This is a genomic window from Arcticibacterium sp. GJ41-1 (genome assembly GCF_055808875.1).
On record NZ_CM147888.1, the window covers coordinates 259103 to 276130 of the forward strand.

Consider the following 17028-nt stretch of genomic DNA (forward strand, 5'->3'; position numbering starts at 1 on the left):
ATAAAAATGAAATTTCTCAAATGGCTAATAATCGGATACTGCTTTATTCTAGTAGTCCTTTACTTTATTCAAGACTTGGTTATTTTTCAGGCCAATCCACTTCCTGAGGGCTATCAATTCAATTTTGACCAACCTTTTGTGGAAAAAAACTACACGGCTCCCGATGGTACAGAAATAAACACCTTATTCTTTCCCACTTCTCAAAAGTCAAAGGGTTTAGTGTTTAATAATCACGGTAACAGGAGAAATTTATCTAGATGGGGTCGTTCTGCGGAGCAATTCACAAGCCTAGGCTACGACGTCTTTTTCTATGATTACAGAGGTTTTGGTAAAACAAAAGGCAAGCCAAGCGAAGAAAACATCTTTAGCGATTCGGCATTTCTTTATGGCGAAATGAAAAAGAAATACAGCGAAGACGGCATAGTGATATATGGTCGTTCATTAGGATCTGGCGTGGCAACCAAGCTGGCCGCCGAAAACAAACCTAAAATGCTAATTTTAGAAAGTTGTTACTACAGTTTACCTGAAGTGGGCAAAATGCATTTACCCATATTCCCTTACCAATGGATAGTAAAACACCCTTTTAGAACCGATTTAAGAATTGACAAAGTCACCTGTGAAACCCATCTCATTCATGGAACTGAAGACAAATTGATTCCTGTGGAATCTAGCTACATGCTGGCAAAAAAAATGAGTAAATCTCCTGACGAAGTGCTCACCCTTTTGCCAGGAGGGCACAGAGGATTATACCAACTAGAGGCCTACCACAAAAAATGGAAAGAATTACTGGCTCCTGAGTTACTTCCTTAAACTTTCGGTGGAAGTAATTTGTACATCACCGGAGTAACTATTCTCGTTAATATCAATGATGAAATTAAACCCCCTATAATTACCAAAGCGAGTGGAGAATACAAAGGTGAATGCTCCAACACTAAAGGCGTTAAACCTCCAATGGCCGTTAAAGTGGTTAATACAATAGGAATAAATCTGGTTTCCCCTGCTTTTTCAATGGCCGCATTTATGCTTAATCCTTCATCGGAACGAAGAAAGTTGGTATAGTCCACCAGCAAAATGGAGTTTTTGATTTCTATTCCTGCCAAGGCAATGATACCGATGGTGGCTGTAAAAGAAAGTGAGTTTCCTGTCAAATATAGAATACTAACCGCTCCAATAATTCCCAAAGGAATAACTGAAAGGACGATAAAAGAGCTTTTGAAAGTTTTAAACTCTAAAATCAAGATGGCTAAAATCCCAAAAATGGTAATGATAATGATGTTTCCTAAGCCGCCAAAGGTCTCTTTTTGACGCTCCACTTCTCCTGAGATTTGATACCTATAGCCTTCAGGGATTTCTATTTGCTCTAGCTTTTCAATGAATTTTTCATTGACCGAAGGTGTCAAATAACCATCTGCTACAAAAGAGGATACTAAAACATAACGCTCCTTATCATAATGGTTGATATTATTTGGCGAACTCTCAAATTGCACCGTTGCCAATGCTTTTAAGGGCACTTGAGCTCCATTTGCCGCAGGCACATAAATTTTATCAAAAACGTCGAACGTACTATTGTTAGCATCTTTCAAACCAACATTGATTGCATACTCATCACCAGCCTCATCTCTAAATTCACCAATATTCAAACCAGAAATAGCCATTCTGATGCTCTTATCTATCTCAGCCGTTGGGATGCCAAACATTCCAGCTTTGTCCCTATTTATATTGACCCTCAAGTCGGTATTTACAACGGTGGCTGGGTTATTAATGTAAATAGTCCCATCGGTATCTTTGTAGGCTTGCTCTACTTTTATTGACAAGTTTCGCAGCGAATCTATATTTTCACCGTAAACCCTTACTGCCAAAGGAGCAGCCACTGGTGGCCCTTGTTCAAACTCTTTAACCACAATTTTTGCTCCTGGGTAATCGGCAAATTTGTCTCTCAACTCATTTACAAAAACTATTCTATCTGGCACTTCGGTGTCTTCTTGAAGTTGGACAAACAGCTGTGCAAACTCTGAACTCGCTCCACCTCTAGGCAAAAGGTTATAATAGATTCGTGGATTATCCTTTCCAATATTTGCCGCATAGTTTCTCACTATTTCCTCCTCTGAAAGCGTTTTCTCTACAAAACGAACAACCTTATCCGTAGTCTCCAGATTTGTACCTACGGGCGTAGTAATATCAATGAGCAACTGTGGCTTTTCCGATTTAGGAAATACGCTAATTCCAATTACGGGAATCAGAGCCAAACTGCCAGCAAAAATTAAAACAGCAATTAACAAGGTGGTAAGCGGTCTTGATAATGACCAATGAAGGATTTTTCGGTAAGAACCTTCAATTCCTTTTTTCATGTATTGTAGAACAATGTTCCCTTCTTCGCTGCTGTGTTTTGGCATTATCATACTAGCCAAAAACGGCACAATGGTAATGGACACAAACAAAGATGCTAGCACGGTGGCAATAACCGCCATTGGCAAACTTCTAATAAACTCACCCGACGACTCCGGTAAAAAAATTAGAGGTAAAAAGGCAAATAATAAAGTAGCGGTACAACCCACCACCGCAAGACCAATTTGCTTTGTTGCCAAAACGGCCGCCTCTTTTCTGCTGTAACCTTCTCTTAAAAATCTTGCAATATTTTCTACGACCACAATGGAATCATCCACCACCAAACCAAGGGCTATCACCAAACCAACAACAGAAAGTTGATTTATTCCAAAACCCATGATATCTAAACCTGCCAAACCAATTGCCAAGGATAACGGAATAGAAACCATGACAATTAAAGCTGCCCTAAACCCTAATGGAATTAGGGTAATCATCACCAAAAGTATAGCAATGCAAAAATCACGAGCCAGTCCTAATAAACGCTTTGAAACAGAATTAGCTTGGTCAAAGCTCGTCTCAAAAGTCAGATTGGCTGGTAAGTTTTCTTGAAAGTTTGAAATAATGGGTTCTACCTCACTTTTGACATCAAATATATTGGTGTTGTTTTTTTGCGTAGCGGTTATAAAAACAGCTCTTTTCCCATTTAGTCTGGCTTTATAGGTGATTTCCTCATAACCCATGGAGACCTCCGCAATGTCTTTCAAATAAGTCACCTGCGTTCCTGAAGTACTTACTATAGTGTTCTCAATTTCCTCCAAAGATTTATATGAACCAGAGGTTTTGACGTTTAGCGTTCTGTCCCCTATTTCAATAGAACCTGCAGGTATATCAGTGTTTTCGGCCTGAATTAATCCCATTACTCTATTAATCGGGATTTTGTACTGAGCCATTCTATCGGTATTCAATGCTATTTTAACTTCCCTGTTAGGAAAAGCGTGAACCTCCGCACCTTTAATGTCTTTTACTTTTTCTAAGGCATCTTTTAACTCCTCTGCCTTTTCTTTCATTTCATGATAAGGTGCCGTTTCCGACATCAGGGCGGCTTGTAAAATATTTACCGACTCTGGCGTGTATTTAAACACATCTAGGCTATAAATATCTTCTGGAAGCTTGTTTCTGATGGCGTTTAGCTCTCTTAAAGTTTCGCCATATTTCTCATCATCATCCACGTGGTGCATAAACTCCACCGTGATGTTAGCAACCCCATCACCTGAAACCGAAAAGATGTTTTTAACGTCATCTAAGCCATTCAGTCGGTCTTCTATGGGGTCAACAATTAGTTTCTCCATATCCTTAGGACCTGTTCCTGGATAAATAACCACAATGGTATTAAAAGTTGCCTTTAAAACGGGGTCTTCTGCCTTAGGCATGGTTAGCAAAGAGCTAACACCCAAGGCCACTATCATGACAAAGATGATAATGGTGAACTGATAATTTTTAACCGAAAACTCTGCTATCTTCATATTAATTGACCTTTACAGGTTTACTACTTTAACATTTTGACCTTCGCTTAAAAAATTGGCTCCTAGCGTCACTACTTGGTCGGCAGTGCTTAAACCTGTCAAAACCTCCACTTGATTTTCGTGTATTCCACCAATTAGAATTTTCCTTTTTTCTACCGATTGACCATTGAAAACAAACACAAAAGCATTCTCATTTTCTGCCTCAATTAGAGATGAAGCAGGAATCATTAAAACCTGTCTTTCTGATTGCGGCGTAATTTTAGATTTTGCCACAAAACCAGAGATTAGCTTCTTCCCTTTACTGTTTAAAGTCAGCTCCACTTCGTAAGTGCCCGTACTAGGATTTATTATTTGAGCAATTTCTGTTACCCTAGCAGGAAAAACCTCGCCAGCATAAGCGTCAAGTCTAACCTCCGCATTGTCTCCTATTTTGACTTTGACTACATCTTTATCTGCCAAACCTACTTTTACATTAAAAGAAGAGCCACCAGTTCCAAGAATTATAGCCGGAGCAAAAGGGGTTATAAGCTCGCCTTGTTCTGAAATTTTCATCAAGACTTTTCCAGCCTGAGGAGCATATATTCTAGATAGTTTTTGATTAAACTTGGCCGTTTCCACACTTTCTTTCGCTAAAGAAAAGGCCGTGGTTGCATCTTCTAAATTATTTTTTGTAGCCACCTCATCTTCTAGCATTCCTTTGACACGAGCTACATCACGTTCTGCTTTTTCTAAACCAAGTTTAGCTTGATTTACAGCCGCGTCAATTTCAGACATATCAAGCTCAGAAAGTAATTGCCCTGCCTTCACGTACTGTCCTTCTTTAACATACATTCTCTTTATCATTCCCCCTGTTTTGAAAGCCAGTTTTAATTCTGCTTTAGAAGAAAGTACGCCACTCGCCAAAATGTCATCTTGAATGGTTTTTTGAAGAGGAAACACGGTACTTACCGACTCCAACTCCTCCTTTTGCTCAGTTTCATTCGCTTCTCCACTCTCTTTACAAGACCAGAAAAGAACGCCTAAGACCAATAAATAGCTGATTTTTTTCATTGTATTCTTTTTTTACTGAGCACTAACTTTATCCAAAACCGATTTTTTCAACCAAATATCAAACTTGGCCAATGAGGTCTTTTGTGCTGCTATCAAATTATCGTTTTGAGCTTTGATAAGCTCTATATAAAGAGCGTCTTTGTTTTTATATTTTTTCTCAACAATCTCAAGTAGCGAAGCTGTACTCCCCAAAGCCGCTTCGGATGCTTTTAAAGCTTTCAAAGAAGCACTATAGTCAATATAGGCTTGAGCAACCTGCATTTTTATCTGCTGCTCTGCTTCTTGCTGCTTTACCTCTAATATTTTCCCTTGAATTTCTGTTTGCTGAATTTTGTGCTTCTTTTCGTTTCCATGAAAAATATCCCAGTTTAAACCCAGCTGACCAATAGCATAAGCCTGCTTATTAAATGTATATCCGTAACCTTGAAAACCTGTGCTGCCACCAAAATAAACACTTGGCAACTTTGCACTTTTCTCTTGCAGCTGGAGTAAGGTGTTATTTACATTCATTCCCGCTTGAAGTTGACTAAACTCAGGCCTATGAAGAATAGCAGCACTTTGCAAAGCATCAACCTCTTGCACTAATGGAAGTTTATCTAGCAAAAGCGTGTCCACTTCCACTGGCGAATCAAAAGGTCTATTTATCAAAAAATTGAAATAGGCTTTCGCTTTATCAATGTTCTTTTCAGCATTGGCTATTTCCCCTTCTAGCTTATTGATTTCATACTCCGACGCATAAATGACATCTTTCAAAGCCAATTGATTTTTTACAAGTCGCTGATTAAAATCAAGATACTGATTCAAAAAAACAGCCGAGTTTTTATAAATATCAAGAGCCTCTAAACTTTGTAAATATTGATAATATGCCGCTTCAATATTATACTTCAGTTCATATTCCAGGAGCTTTCTCTTTGCTTCCTCGGTTTGAACCAAATCTCTTTGAAGAAGCATGTTATACTTTATTTCAGGATTGAATAAAGGTAACTCAAATGTGAACTTGGTCTCATGAAAGTTGTTTGGAGCAAATTGAATGTTCTGGTTTTCCACCATCGGAAAATTATCGCTTTGCGTAAGCTGATTAAGCGAACCGTAAACCGGATTTAACAAATCTCCAATAGGAAACTCAATACTTCTACCACCAGCTGCTATCGTATAATTTGGGGCAAAAGTGATTTTAGGGAAAATATTAGAGCGAGCTATATCAATAGCCTTGACCGATTTTTCTATTTCCAGTTTCTGCTGCTTTAAAGCAAGGTTTGTACTTAAACCCTCTTCTATATACGCATCTAGAATCCTTTCTTGAGCTAAAGCACCAAAAGAGAACAACACAAACAGGTAGGTGAGCTTTTTCATGTTTATTTGATAACTGTCATAATCAAGTTTGAAGTAGCCTTTGCTAGCAACTTCCCTTCCTTAGAGCTTATTCTACACTCTACATGAGCTATGGTTTTTCCTGCTCTTATCACTTCTGATTGTATTGTGATTTTATCGCCAACCATTGCTGGTCGCAGAAAATCTACATTTAGGTTGGCTGCTACATAAAAACCATCTCGTCCTAAAGAGAAGGTGGTCATGCCCATAACTTCGTCAATGATTCCTGCCAAAACTCCTCCATGTGTTATACCGGCGGGGTTCGCAAACTCTTCTCTTATTAGATATGACATTCGAAGTTTGCCTTCTTCCGCTTCTAAAAGCGTTCCGTTTAACCATCGCCCGTACGGAGAAGGACTTACATTTTTGGCCTCTTGGCCAATCATCTGTTTAAATTGTTCTATTGTTCCCATAATTAATTATTTGCCTATCCTACCTAAATGTGTATCCTTAAAATCTGTTTCGTGTTTTAAGCCATAACCCAAAACCCTATCTAATGCAGCGTGAGAAAACAAAATGATTCCTGTTAGCGAAACCACCTCGAAATCATAAATGAAACCTATGGTCAGAATTACAATTCCTAATGCTTTATGATGAAAAAAATTATAACCCCATGCTCCTATTTTGGCATTAAAGAGATAACCCAACATGCTGAAATCAGGGAGAAAAATTAAGACAGGAAACCACCACCAAGCAAAAGAAAGCTTACTAAAAAGAAAGACTCCAAATGCAAACTGAGCAAACTCCTCGAGGCTTAAAAGTTTCTTCATTTCCCTTTGGTACCTTTAATAGTGTCTACAAAAACTCTATAAGACTTCATCATTCTTTCAAGCGTTCCTTCCTCATCATCCCCAAACATCTGTAGCCTTTTTCTACATTTCAGGGTAACTAAGCCGTGCACAAAACTCCATACCATTAAAGAGGCATCTTCTAGTTCATGCTCTCCTAAATAGCCTTCTTTTTGACAATCCATCACAAGAAATTTCAACAAATCGAAGGCTTTCATACCATCATCCCAAATCTCGTCTGCATTATCTAAGCAATCAATAGGAGCCTCCATCACAAACATCAAATCGTACATTTCAGGGTTTTCATAGGCAAAAGCGATGTACCTATTTCCCATATCTTCTAACCTATCGATGGCCTTTTCTGCCGGATTAGGATTAATCAATGCCACTATCAAATTTTGAAAAGCTACCTGATGAAGATGGAAAAGAAGATCGTTTTTATCTTTAAAATATAAGTAGATGGTACCAGGGCTGTACTCTATTAAATCTGCAATATTTCTAATGCTCGTTTTTTCAAAACCTTTCTCGAGAAACAACTTTTTTGCTGCTTCCAGAATTTTGGTCTTCATCTCTTCCTTCTCTCTTTCCTTTCTATCTGAAATAGCCATCTAAACAATGTTATTATAATTTACACTGCAAATAAAATGAACGGTGTTCAGAAAACAAAGTGCGTTTATCAATTTATTGAAATAATTTGTACCTACGGTCAATAAATAGGGTTTAGAAATAGTATTAACTTTAGCAAAAGAACATTTCACATGATAAAATCTATTTTCAAATCCGAAAACATTCTTCAATTGATTAATAAGGCCATTGAAGGACACAAAAGGTTCCCGCTTACTTTATTATGTGCTTTTGCAGTTTCTGTATTATCTATAATCATTGCAGAGACAGACCAAGAAAGTTCAACAAACCTCAGCAAAGCCTTAGTAACTTTTGCCCTCGCCGTTCCATTATTCTTTAGCATGGAAATATTGAATGAGCGAAAATGGATACCTAAGTGGCTTACGCTATCAGCGGCTTTGCTATTCCTACTTCTCTATTATTTTCTTAACGATATAACAGTTCGATTTAACGAAGAAGACCATTTTATCATTAGAACATTGGTTTTAGGTCTTGTTTTTCATCTTGGGGTTTCCATTACGCCCTTCCTCAAAAAGGCTCAAACGAAACAATTTTGGCATTATAATCAAACGCTATTTCTCTCCATTTTAACAGCTGCTCTATATTCCATAACCATTTATGCTGGGCTGAGTTTAGCTTTATTGGCTGTTGACAAATTGTTTGACCTTCACATCAACTCTGACCTTTATTTATATTTATTTTTTGGTGTCGCCTTTTACATCAACACCAACATCTTTGTAAACTACATTCCCTCGCTTACAGAAATAGACAATCAAGATTACTTTCCAAAAGGACTCAAAACGTTTACTATTTATATTCTCCTACCATTAGTTGCTATTTATTTAGTCATACTCTTAAGCTATGAGGCCAAAATCATTTTTCAGTGGACTTTGCCAAAAGGCTGGGTGAGCAATTTGGTTCTTGCCAGTGGTGTTTTTGGAATTCTCGCTTTCCTCCTACTTTTTCCTATCCAGAATAAAACTACCTGGGTCAAAAAATTTAATAAGGTTTTCTATTGGCTTATGCTGCCTTTGGTAGCCCTTATGCTCGTGGCTATTTATGTGAGATTAAATCAATATGGCTTTACTGAAGCACGCTACTTTGTTCTTTTATTAGGTATCTGGCTTTTAGGCATTTCTTTGTACTTCATCATTAGCAAAAAAGATAACATTAAAGCCGTCCCCCTTAGCTTAATGATTATTGGAATTATAAGTATTTATGGTCCAATCAGTGCCTTCAATGTTTCTTATATCAACCAATCTAAAAGGTTAAACGCTGTTTTAACAAAACACACCCTATTAGAAAACGGGAAGTTTGTCGAAAACAAAAACCTTGATCTGTCAGAAAAAGAAATTGATAAAACATATGCTGCCATAGAGTACTTGTCCGAAAATAATCTAGAAACCTTTGAGCAATATTTAGACGCTACCCAATACAAAGAACTAACCAAAGCCCAAAAATATCAAAGAGCTTCTAAGGTAGAAAAATGGCTTAGTCTTCCCAAAAAAACAAAGAAACATACGCCTCTCATAAATATATACCAAGACTTAAATGGTTTCCACAAAACGTATAATGCCGACTTTGCTATACCATTTTATCTTAATTCAAATAAAGTTCAAGGGAAAAGCGATAAGCATGACATCAAATACCTCCTTGAAAAGAAAGCTGACACTCAAATCCATTTTGAATTAAACGACGAGGTCTTTGACTTTGACCTAAAAGCTCTCCAAGCTACAGGCTTTGAGCAAACGGAAGAAAACCTAACTTTTGTACAGGAATCAAATAATTGGAAGGTGACAATGGTTATTACCCAATACTATGAATATAGTGACACTGAAAGTAATATAGACGGCAAGGTTTATCTAAAGAAGAAATAGCTACTTAAAGCTCTTAAGCTTCTCACTGATAAATTTCATAGCTTTGCCTCCTTGTATTTAAAAGCATCATAATGAAATATATCCTCGGCATAATTCTTCTCGTTTCTGGTTTCGCTTTTCAGTCTTGTTCAGACACTAAGCAGGAAAACTCAGAACTAGAAATAACCCGTTTTGACAAGGACTTAATGTCTATTGAAACCAAAGAAGAACTTGCTTCTTTTCTTCAAGAGAACCCTTGGTATAGCAAAAGCCTATATCGCGTCTTTCCTGATGACACCGCATTTGTCAGCCACCTATTTTATATCATAAGCCATCCAGGAACGCAAACATTTTATAAACAAGTAGATAGTACTTACGGTGATTTAGCTCCATTGAAAAAAGAGCTTTCTTCTGCATTTGATAATATCAAAGAACACTATCCTTCTTTTGTTCCACCAAAGGTATACACCACTTTTACGGGCATAGAAAACGACGTCTACGTTTCTGATTCTGTGGTAATTATTTCTTTAGAATCATTCGTTGGGCCAAAGGCCATGTACCGTCCCGACCAACCTGCCTATATTTTACGACGATACGACAGACCCTATATTGTTCCAACTATTATTAGGCTTCTCTCTGACACATTCATAAAATCAAAACCAGAGGGCTCCATGCTAAATGACATGGTATATTTTGGAAAGTCGTTTGAATTCACACAAACCATGCTCCCAGAAATAGCCGACTCTCTAATTATCGGGATACCAGACAGCTCTCTTGTAGGAAACTGGTATGCCCAAGACCTTATTTGGGCACATTTTATTGATAAAAACCTACTTTTTGAGCAAAACCAAAAGGTGAAAGAAAAATATTTGGGTGAACGACCAAAGGTTCCAGAGATTGGCTCTAGCTGCCCAGGGCGAATAGGACAATGGTTAGGCTGGAGAATCATTGATAAGTTTCGAACGGAAAACCCATCGGTGACGTTTAAACAACTAATGGAAATGACTGATGTTCAAGAAATTTTGCGAATGTCAAAGTATAGAGGCGAGGTAGAAGAGTAAAATGGAAGAGAAAAGTAATTCAGAATTTGCGGAGCGACTCAAAAAAAAGAAGTTTGATAAGACTAGCTTCAAAAAAGCTCTCAAGCTTCTAAGTTTTGTACTTCCATATAAATGGGCTTTCGCTATCGGAATTGTTTTCTTAGTGCTTTCTACATCTACTACCCTAACCTTTCCAAGTTTGATTGGTGAAGTTACAAGAGTAATAGAAGGAAATTCAGATTATAGTTTAAATCAGGTCGTTCTATTCTTTGGTGCTATTCTTATTCTTCAGGGAATCTTTTCCTTTCTAAGGGTTTACATCTTCTCGTATGTTAGTCAAAACGTATCTGCCGACGTTAGAAGGAAAGTTTTTAATAAGCTCATCTCTTTGCCTATCAACTTTTATGAGAAAAATAGAGTGGGCGATTTAATTAGCCGCATAACCTCTGACGTCTCCTCCTTCCAAAGCATTCTCTCGGTAACACTTGCAGAACTTTTTAGGCAGATAGTTACGCTTATTGTAGGTATAGCCATCATACTTTACATTTCCTGGAAACTAACACTTTTCATGCTACTGACCTTCCCCATTGTTGTGGTGGCGGCTTTTGTTTTTGGAAGATATATTCGCGTTTTTTCTAGAAAGGTTCAAGAAAAACTGGCAGACTCAAATGCCATGGTTTCTGAAACCTTACAATCTATTTCTGTGGTAAAAGGCTTCACAAACGAGAAAGTTGAATCAGAAAAATATGACGAATCTATGAGTGACGTGGTAGCCCTGTCAATCAAATCGGCGATTTTCAGAGGAGGCTTTATCAGCTTTTCTATAGTGGGTTTGTTTGGCGGAATAATGCTGGTAGTTTGGTATGGTGGTGGCCTTGTTTTTCAAGGAGAAATCCAACTGGCTGACCTCATGTCTTTCCTTTTTTATACAGCTTTTATCGGAGCGTCTGTTAATGGTTTAGGAGATATTTATTCTCAAATTCAGAGCAGTGTAGGAGCCTCAGAAAGAATATTAGAAATTTTAGATGAAAACTCTGAAGTAGACTTATACAAAAGCAGAAGCTCTGTGAAAGTAAAAGGAGCCATTGAATATAAAAAAGTAGCATTCGCTTATCCGTCAAGAACCGACCTTCCAGTTTTTAAAGATTTTTCTTTGAGTATAAAACCGGGAGAAAAAATAGCCCTAGTAGGTCAAAGTGGTGCTGGAAAATCTACGGTAGTTCAGTTACTACTTCGTTTCTACGAAATCAATTCTGGTGATATCCTTATTGATGGTAAAAGTATCAAAGAGCAAGATGTAACGAACCTTCGTCAAAATATGGCAATTGTGCCACAAGAGGTCATTCTATTTGGTGGAACCATCAAAGAAAACATTAACTATGGTAGGTTAGATGCTACCGATGAGGAAATCAAAGAAGCTGCTAAAAAAGCAAATGCCTTAGAGTTTATTGACAGGTTTCCTGAAGGACTTGACACCATTGTAGGTGAAAGAGGCGTTAAACTATCTGGTGGGCAAAGACAAAGAATAGCCATAGCAAGGGCCATTTTAAAAGACCCTGCCATATTATTATTGGACGAGGCTACCAGTGCCTTAGATTCGGAATCTGAAAACCTTGTTCAGGAGGCTCTTGATGAGCTCATGAAAAACCGAACTACCATTATAATCGCTCATAGGTTAGGCACGGTAAAAAATGTTGACCAGATTTACGTTTTAAATGAGGGTACAGTAGCCGAGCAAGGCAAACACGAAGACCTGATTTTGAATCCTGACGGAATTTATTCAAATTTGGTTAAGCTCCAAATGGAAAGAAGTACACAAGTATCTTAAGATTTATGGCAAAAACACTTTCTTTAAAAGCATTCAACTTAAGGCACACCGAGTGTCGTGAAGAGATATTGAGTACCTTTTCGGAAAGATCTGCTGCCCTTTCTCATGGTGACTTAGAAATGGCCGTAGATGATAAATATGACCGCGTAACCATTTACCGAACGTTAAAGACCTTCTTAGAAAAAGGAATTATTCATAAAATATTAGATGCCGATGGAGGCACCAAATATGCTTTGTGCAAAACAGAATGTACTTCTGAAACACATCAGCATGATCATGTTCATTTTAAATGTAAACTTTGTGGAGACACCACATGTTTAGAAAGCATCAACATTCCCACCATTTCATTACCTGGTGGCTATGAAAGAGAAGACATCAACCTTTTGATTGAAGGAAGTTGTCCTAATTGTAAATAATAATGCACCCAATTAAAGCAGAATTTATAAAAAGTGCGGCTACCATAGACGGTTGCCCAAAGCCAGATTATCCAGAGTACGCCTTTATAGGTCGTTCCAATGTGGGTAAATCATCTTTAATCAACATGCTAACTGGGCAGAAAAGGCTGGCAAAAACATCCTCCACCCCAGGAAAAACACAGCTTATTAACCACTTTTTGGTGGAAAACCGTTGGTTTTTGGTTGATTTGCCGGGTTACGGATTTGCTAAAGTTCCCCTAAAAGAAAAAGCCAAATGGGAAAAAATGACTTGGGATTATTTAGAGCAAAGAGAAAATTTGCTTTACGTTTTCGTGCTTATTGACAGTAGAATTCCTCCTCAAAAAATAGACTTAGAATTTGTTCATAGACTAGGCGAAAAAGGATTGCCTTTAAAACTTATCTTCACTAAGTGGGATAAGGTTAAACCCATGAAAGGTCAAAAAAACCTTAGTGACTTTAAAATGGCTCTTTTAGATCGTTGGGAAATTCTACCTGAACATTATATCACTTCTTCAGAAAAAGGAATGGGTCGCTTAGAAATACTGCAACTTATTGACGAAATCAACGCAAGCAATTAATTAAAAATTTTAATTAATGCCGCTTTAATAGTAATTCTATTCAATAAGTGCCGCATAGTAGCGTTTTTAAAAGCATTTTTAACTTATATTTGCTCAATCAACTATTTAACAGTTAATGGCAACAGAATATCTAGGAATTGATATTGGCGGAACTAACGTCAAAATGGGCATAGTAGAAGCCGAAACAGGCATCATTTCAAACTTTTATAGTCACGATACAGGCGATTGGAGAGAGTCAGGGCATTTTGTAAAGAGCCTTGGAGATGCCATCTCTGTACAGCTTAAGCAGAACCCTGAGGTGACTAAATGTGGTATTGGTGTTCCAGGCCTAATTACTAGAGATAGACAAAGCTTAATTGAAATTACTGCAATTCCTGAAATTGACGGTATTTCCGTTATTCCTGACTTAAAAGAGCGTTTTAAGGGAAAAGAATTTTTCCTTGAAAACGACGCCAATGCTGCTGCACTAGGAGAGTATTACTTTGGAGAAGGAGAAATACCTGAAGATTACATCTTTGTTACACTGGGTACCGGAGTAGGTGGAGCTGCTATAATTGACAAAAAGGTTTTTAAAGGCGGTGGCGGAAACGCCATGGAGCCTGGGCATATGCCTTCAAAAAACAATAAAGTTTTAGAAAGAAATATAGGTAAGGTAGAGTTACTTAACCTTGCCACGGAAATGAGAGCGGCCTGGACAGGCGAGACCCTATTAGTAGGTGATGGTACCATATCAACCATGGGATTAGTTTCTGCAGCAACAGATGGAGACAAGCTCGCTTTAGAGATTTTTGAAGAAGTGGGTACCTTGTTAGGAGACGGCCTTGTTTCCATGATAAGAATATTAGACATTAATACCATTCTGATAGGCGGTGGACTTTCTGCTTCTTTCGAATACATTTTACCAGCTATCAATAAGCAAATAGACTTCTGGTTATCTCCTTACTACAAAAAAGGCTTAACCATAAAAAGAGCAACCCTAGCAAATGATGCAGGGCTTCTAGGGGCAGCTAGCCTTTGCTTCTAATAAGCGATTATTGATTTAGAATAGAATGTGACATTAAATTACTACCAGCTTTTGGTAGTAATTTTCCTGCATTTACATAGGAGAATCCTCTCCAAACTGTTTCATATTTCCCCGTTTCTACTAATTGAATAAAAAGCGTATTTGCTTTTGTTGTTACTTTAGTTGGCTCTAAGTAAGTCTTCCCACTTCCATCTCTATACTTATTACCTGTCAATAATTTAACATTTTCAGGAAATTCCGTCACAAAGACAAGAACCTCAGGATTACTGTTATCAAAGAAATAATTCCGTCTACGCATCTCTTTGTAAATAGCTTTCTCTGTCAAATTCCAGTCGGACAAGGCTACATCATTTATGCCATCCGCTGCAAAAGCAAAACTTTTTAGTTCTTCCGATTTAGGTAGGCTTTTATTGCCAATAACGGTGTAATTCTGCTTAGAACAAGAGCTAAATATGAATAAGATAGCCAATGCTTGTAATACGTTTAAAGTCTTCATTTTAATAGGGTTGAATAGGACAAAGTTCTTAAAAAAAGCCCTCAACCTATCACTATATCCATAATTTATTTCACTTTAAAGAGAAAGATGGGCATAACTCCATATTAGCCAATAAGCATTTTGTTTTCCCTCGAAAACTAAAAACTTTCTTCTTTGGTGCAACCGTAAGAACAAAGTCTACATCTAGCCTTCAAACAATTACAATTATGAAAAAGCTATACAAAACATTAACAATTCTTTCTTTTTGCACCTTAAGCTTGACCGCAATGAGTCAAGATTATGAGCATTACGACAGTCGAGATCAATCATCGGAACGCCACAAAAATGTTCATCAGAAAAATCAAAAGGGAAACAACGTTTTCAAGAAAAAAGACTTCGGAGTAATACTCGCCTTAAACAGTTTTGATGCAGCCTACGATATGCCAGACCTTAACACTTGGCAGTCTCGATATGTAGCACTTCAGTGGAGAAGAAACCATAAATTATTAACAGGCAGGCAGGTTGATGTAGCCTTAGGTACAGGCCTAGAAATAGCATGGAATAATTTCATGATGCAACACGACGAACAATTCTATGAAGATGGTAACATTAGTGATTTTGAACTTTTAGAATATCCACTCGAAAAATCAAAATTAGTAGTGAATAACCTAAACCTTCCTGTCATGCTACAGTTTGGCTTTAAGGAAAGCAATTTCAAATTTGGCATTGGAGCTTATGCTGGTGTTCGTATAAATAGCTACCAGAAGTTTAAGGAGTCGGAACAAGAAAAATATAAAGAAAAAGGCTCTTATAACCTTCGGAAGTATAATTACGGATTAATGGCAGAAGCAGGACGAGGAGATTTTCGTCTCTTTGCCAAATATGACATGCTTCCTATGTTTAACGACAATAACCCAATAAACGCGAATGTCTTAAGTGTAGGCATAAGACTTTAATGAAACACAGGCCGCAAAAATCGATTGTTGCGGCCTAAACTCTATTCTATTTCTATTACCACACCAGATGTGCTTGGGTGAGCCACACAGGTCAAAACAAGGCCCTCTTTAATTTCTGATTCTGTTAGTCCTTCATCTTCATCCATTATTACTTTTCCTGAAGTACATTTTCCTAAACAAGCCGTACACATACCTGCTTGGCAAGAATAAGGCAAATCAATATCAAGCTCCAATGCAGCTTCTAAAATAGATTGATGTGGCTCCACTTTAAATGTAAAGTCTTCACCATCATATTTAACCGTTATTTCCTGAGTTTTCAATCCTTCTTCCTCCGCTAATTCCACTTTATCATCTAAAGTAGGTGCCTGGAAGTTTTCTTTGTGGATTCGCTCATCAGGCACTTCGAACATTTTCAAAGACTTAGTTACCTCATCCATCATTTCTACAGGACCGCATAAATAAAAGGATTCTTCTTTAAAATGAATATCCATTTCTTTTAGTAAAATGACAATGTTGGCTCTACTTATTCTTCCACGTTCACCAGCCCAATTTTCATCTGCTTGGCTCAGTATAATTGTAGACTGAAACCTTCCCGAATATTCCATTTCAAGGTCTATCAAAGCCTTCCTGAAAATAATATTACTAGAAGTTCTGTTACCATAAATCAGAGAAACCTTTGAATTAGGCTCTACTTTTAGAATAGATTTAGCAATAGAAATTAAAGGTGTAATTCCACTTCCCGCTCCTACCAACACTACACTTCGACTAATGTTAGCATCTGGCTCTACCACAAAATGACCCATAGGCTCCACAACCTCTAAAAAGTCACCAACACTAACATTATCACAAAGGTAATTTGACACCAAACCACCAGCTACTCTTTTAATAGTAACCGCTACTGAGGTGTCTGCATGCGGCGAGGAAGACATAGAATAGCTTCTTCTGACTTTGTTTCCATTGTCAGCTGGTACTATTAAAGTCAAAAATTGACCCGCTTTATACTTAATTTGCTCCGACAAAGGATGCCAAAACTCAATGGTAATGGAATCTTCTGTCTCCTTTACTATGTTCTTAACTTGTAAAAAGTATGTTTTCATAATTTAGATACGTACATCAATTGGGCAAAAATACGATTCTCATTGCCAAAACAAGA

At 37.6% G+C, this 17028-nt stretch carries 16 protein-coding genes; 8 read left to right on the forward strand and 8 right to left on the reverse strand.

Annotated features, from left to right (window positions below):
* Positions 1–6 precede the first annotated feature (6 nt).
* Positions 7–810 carry an alpha/beta hydrolase gene (locus AC0L6O_RS01120; RefSeq protein WP_473305660.1) on the forward strand — a complete coding sequence of 268 codons (804 nt, stop codon included), beginning with the start codon at positions 7–9 and terminating at the stop codon, positions 808–810.
* Here the strand turns inward: AC0L6O_RS01120 and AC0L6O_RS01125 are convergent.
* The 6 genes from AC0L6O_RS01125 to AC0L6O_RS01150 are packed head-to-tail and all read right to left on the reverse strand — an operon-like array spanning position 807 to position 7665.
* Positions 807–3848 carry an efflux RND transporter permease subunit gene (locus AC0L6O_RS01125; protein ID WP_473305662.1) on the reverse strand — a complete coding sequence of 1014 codons (3042 nt, stop codon included), beginning with the start codon at positions 3846–3848 and terminating at the stop codon, positions 807–809. The genes AC0L6O_RS01120 and AC0L6O_RS01125 overlap by 4 nt on opposite strands.
* Positions 3849–3860: 12 nt before the next feature.
* Positions 3861–4898 carry an efflux RND transporter periplasmic adaptor subunit gene (locus AC0L6O_RS01130; protein ID WP_473305663.1) on the reverse strand — a complete coding sequence of 346 codons (1038 nt, stop codon included), beginning with the start codon at positions 4896–4898 and terminating at the stop codon, positions 3861–3863.
* 12 nt (positions 4899–4910) lie between these two features.
* A complete protein-coding gene (locus AC0L6O_RS01135) occupies positions 4911–6251 on the reverse strand; it encodes a TolC family protein (protein WP_473305665.1) in 1341 nt (446 codons plus the stop codon).
* 2 nt (positions 6252–6253) lie between these two features.
* Positions 6254–6682, reverse strand: coding sequence for a PaaI family thioesterase (locus AC0L6O_RS01140; RefSeq protein WP_473305666.1), 429 nt, complete (start codon positions 6680–6682; stop codon positions 6254–6256).
* 6 nt (positions 6683–6688) lie between these two features.
* Positions 6689–7039 carry a DUF4260 domain-containing protein gene (locus AC0L6O_RS01145; RefSeq protein ID WP_473305667.1) on the reverse strand — a complete coding sequence of 117 codons (351 nt, stop codon included), beginning with the start codon at positions 7037–7039 and terminating at the stop codon, positions 6689–6691.
* Positions 7036–7665, reverse strand: a complete 630-nt coding sequence (locus AC0L6O_RS01150) for a TetR/AcrR family transcriptional regulator (protein WP_473305669.1) — start codon at positions 7663–7665, stop codon at positions 7036–7038. Before AC0L6O_RS01150 ends, AC0L6O_RS01145 begins: the two co-directional genes overlap by 4 nt.
* Before the next feature lie 150 nt (positions 7666–7815).
* Between AC0L6O_RS01150 and AC0L6O_RS01155 the strand changes: the two genes are divergently transcribed.
* From AC0L6O_RS01155 to AC0L6O_RS01180, 6 genes are all read left to right on the forward strand, one after another.
* Positions 7816–9558 (forward strand): DUF4153 domain-containing protein, encoded by a 1743-nt coding sequence (locus AC0L6O_RS01155; protein ID WP_473305670.1) that lies wholly within the window; start codon positions 7816–7818, stop codon positions 9556–9558.
* A 71-nt stretch (positions 9559–9629) separates the two neighbouring features.
* Positions 9630–10598 carry a gliding motility protein GldB-related protein gene (locus tag AC0L6O_RS01160; RefSeq protein ID WP_473305672.1) on the forward strand — a complete coding sequence of 323 codons (969 nt, stop codon included), beginning with the start codon at positions 9630–9632 and terminating at the stop codon, positions 10596–10598.
* Position 10599: 1 nt separating this feature from the next.
* Positions 10600–12405, forward strand: coding sequence for an ABC transporter ATP-binding protein (locus tag AC0L6O_RS01165; protein ID WP_473305673.1), 1806 nt, complete (start codon positions 10600–10602; stop codon positions 12403–12405).
* A gap of 5 nt (positions 12406–12410) precedes the next feature.
* Positions 12411–12821: a Fur family transcriptional regulator gene (locus tag AC0L6O_RS01170; protein ID WP_341226425.1), complete on the forward strand. Its 411-nt coding sequence runs from the start codon at positions 12411–12413 to the stop codon at positions 12819–12821.
* A gap of 2 nt (positions 12822–12823) precedes the next feature.
* Positions 12824–13420, forward strand: a complete 597-nt coding sequence (gene yihA / locus AC0L6O_RS01175) for a ribosome biogenesis GTP-binding protein YihA/YsxC (RefSeq protein WP_473305675.1) — start codon at positions 12824–12826, stop codon at positions 13418–13420.
* 115 nt (positions 13421–13535) lie between these two features.
* On the forward strand, positions 13536–14444 hold the full coding sequence (locus AC0L6O_RS01180; RefSeq protein ID WP_473305677.1) for an ROK family protein: 909 nt from the start codon (positions 13536–13538) through the stop codon (positions 14442–14444).
* A gap of 7 nt (positions 14445–14451) precedes the next feature.
* Here AC0L6O_RS01180 and AC0L6O_RS01185 read toward each other — a convergent pair whose 3' ends face one another.
* Positions 14452–14940, reverse strand: coding sequence for a DUF4136 domain-containing protein (locus AC0L6O_RS01185; RefSeq protein WP_473305679.1), 489 nt, complete (start codon positions 14938–14940; stop codon positions 14452–14454).
* 206 nt (positions 14941–15146) lie between these two features.
* Between AC0L6O_RS01185 and AC0L6O_RS01190 the strand changes: the two genes are divergently transcribed.
* A complete protein-coding gene (locus AC0L6O_RS01190) occupies positions 15147–15875 on the forward strand; it encodes an outer membrane beta-barrel protein (protein ID WP_473305680.1) in 729 nt (242 codons plus the stop codon).
* Between the two features lie 41 nt (positions 15876–15916).
* Here the strand turns inward: AC0L6O_RS01190 and AC0L6O_RS01195 are convergent, their stop codons facing one another.
* A complete protein-coding gene (locus AC0L6O_RS01195; RefSeq protein WP_473308491.1) occupies positions 15917–16975 on the reverse strand; it encodes a 2Fe-2S iron-sulfur cluster-binding protein in 1059 nt (352 codons plus the stop codon).
* Positions 16976–17028: the final 53 nt, after the last annotated feature.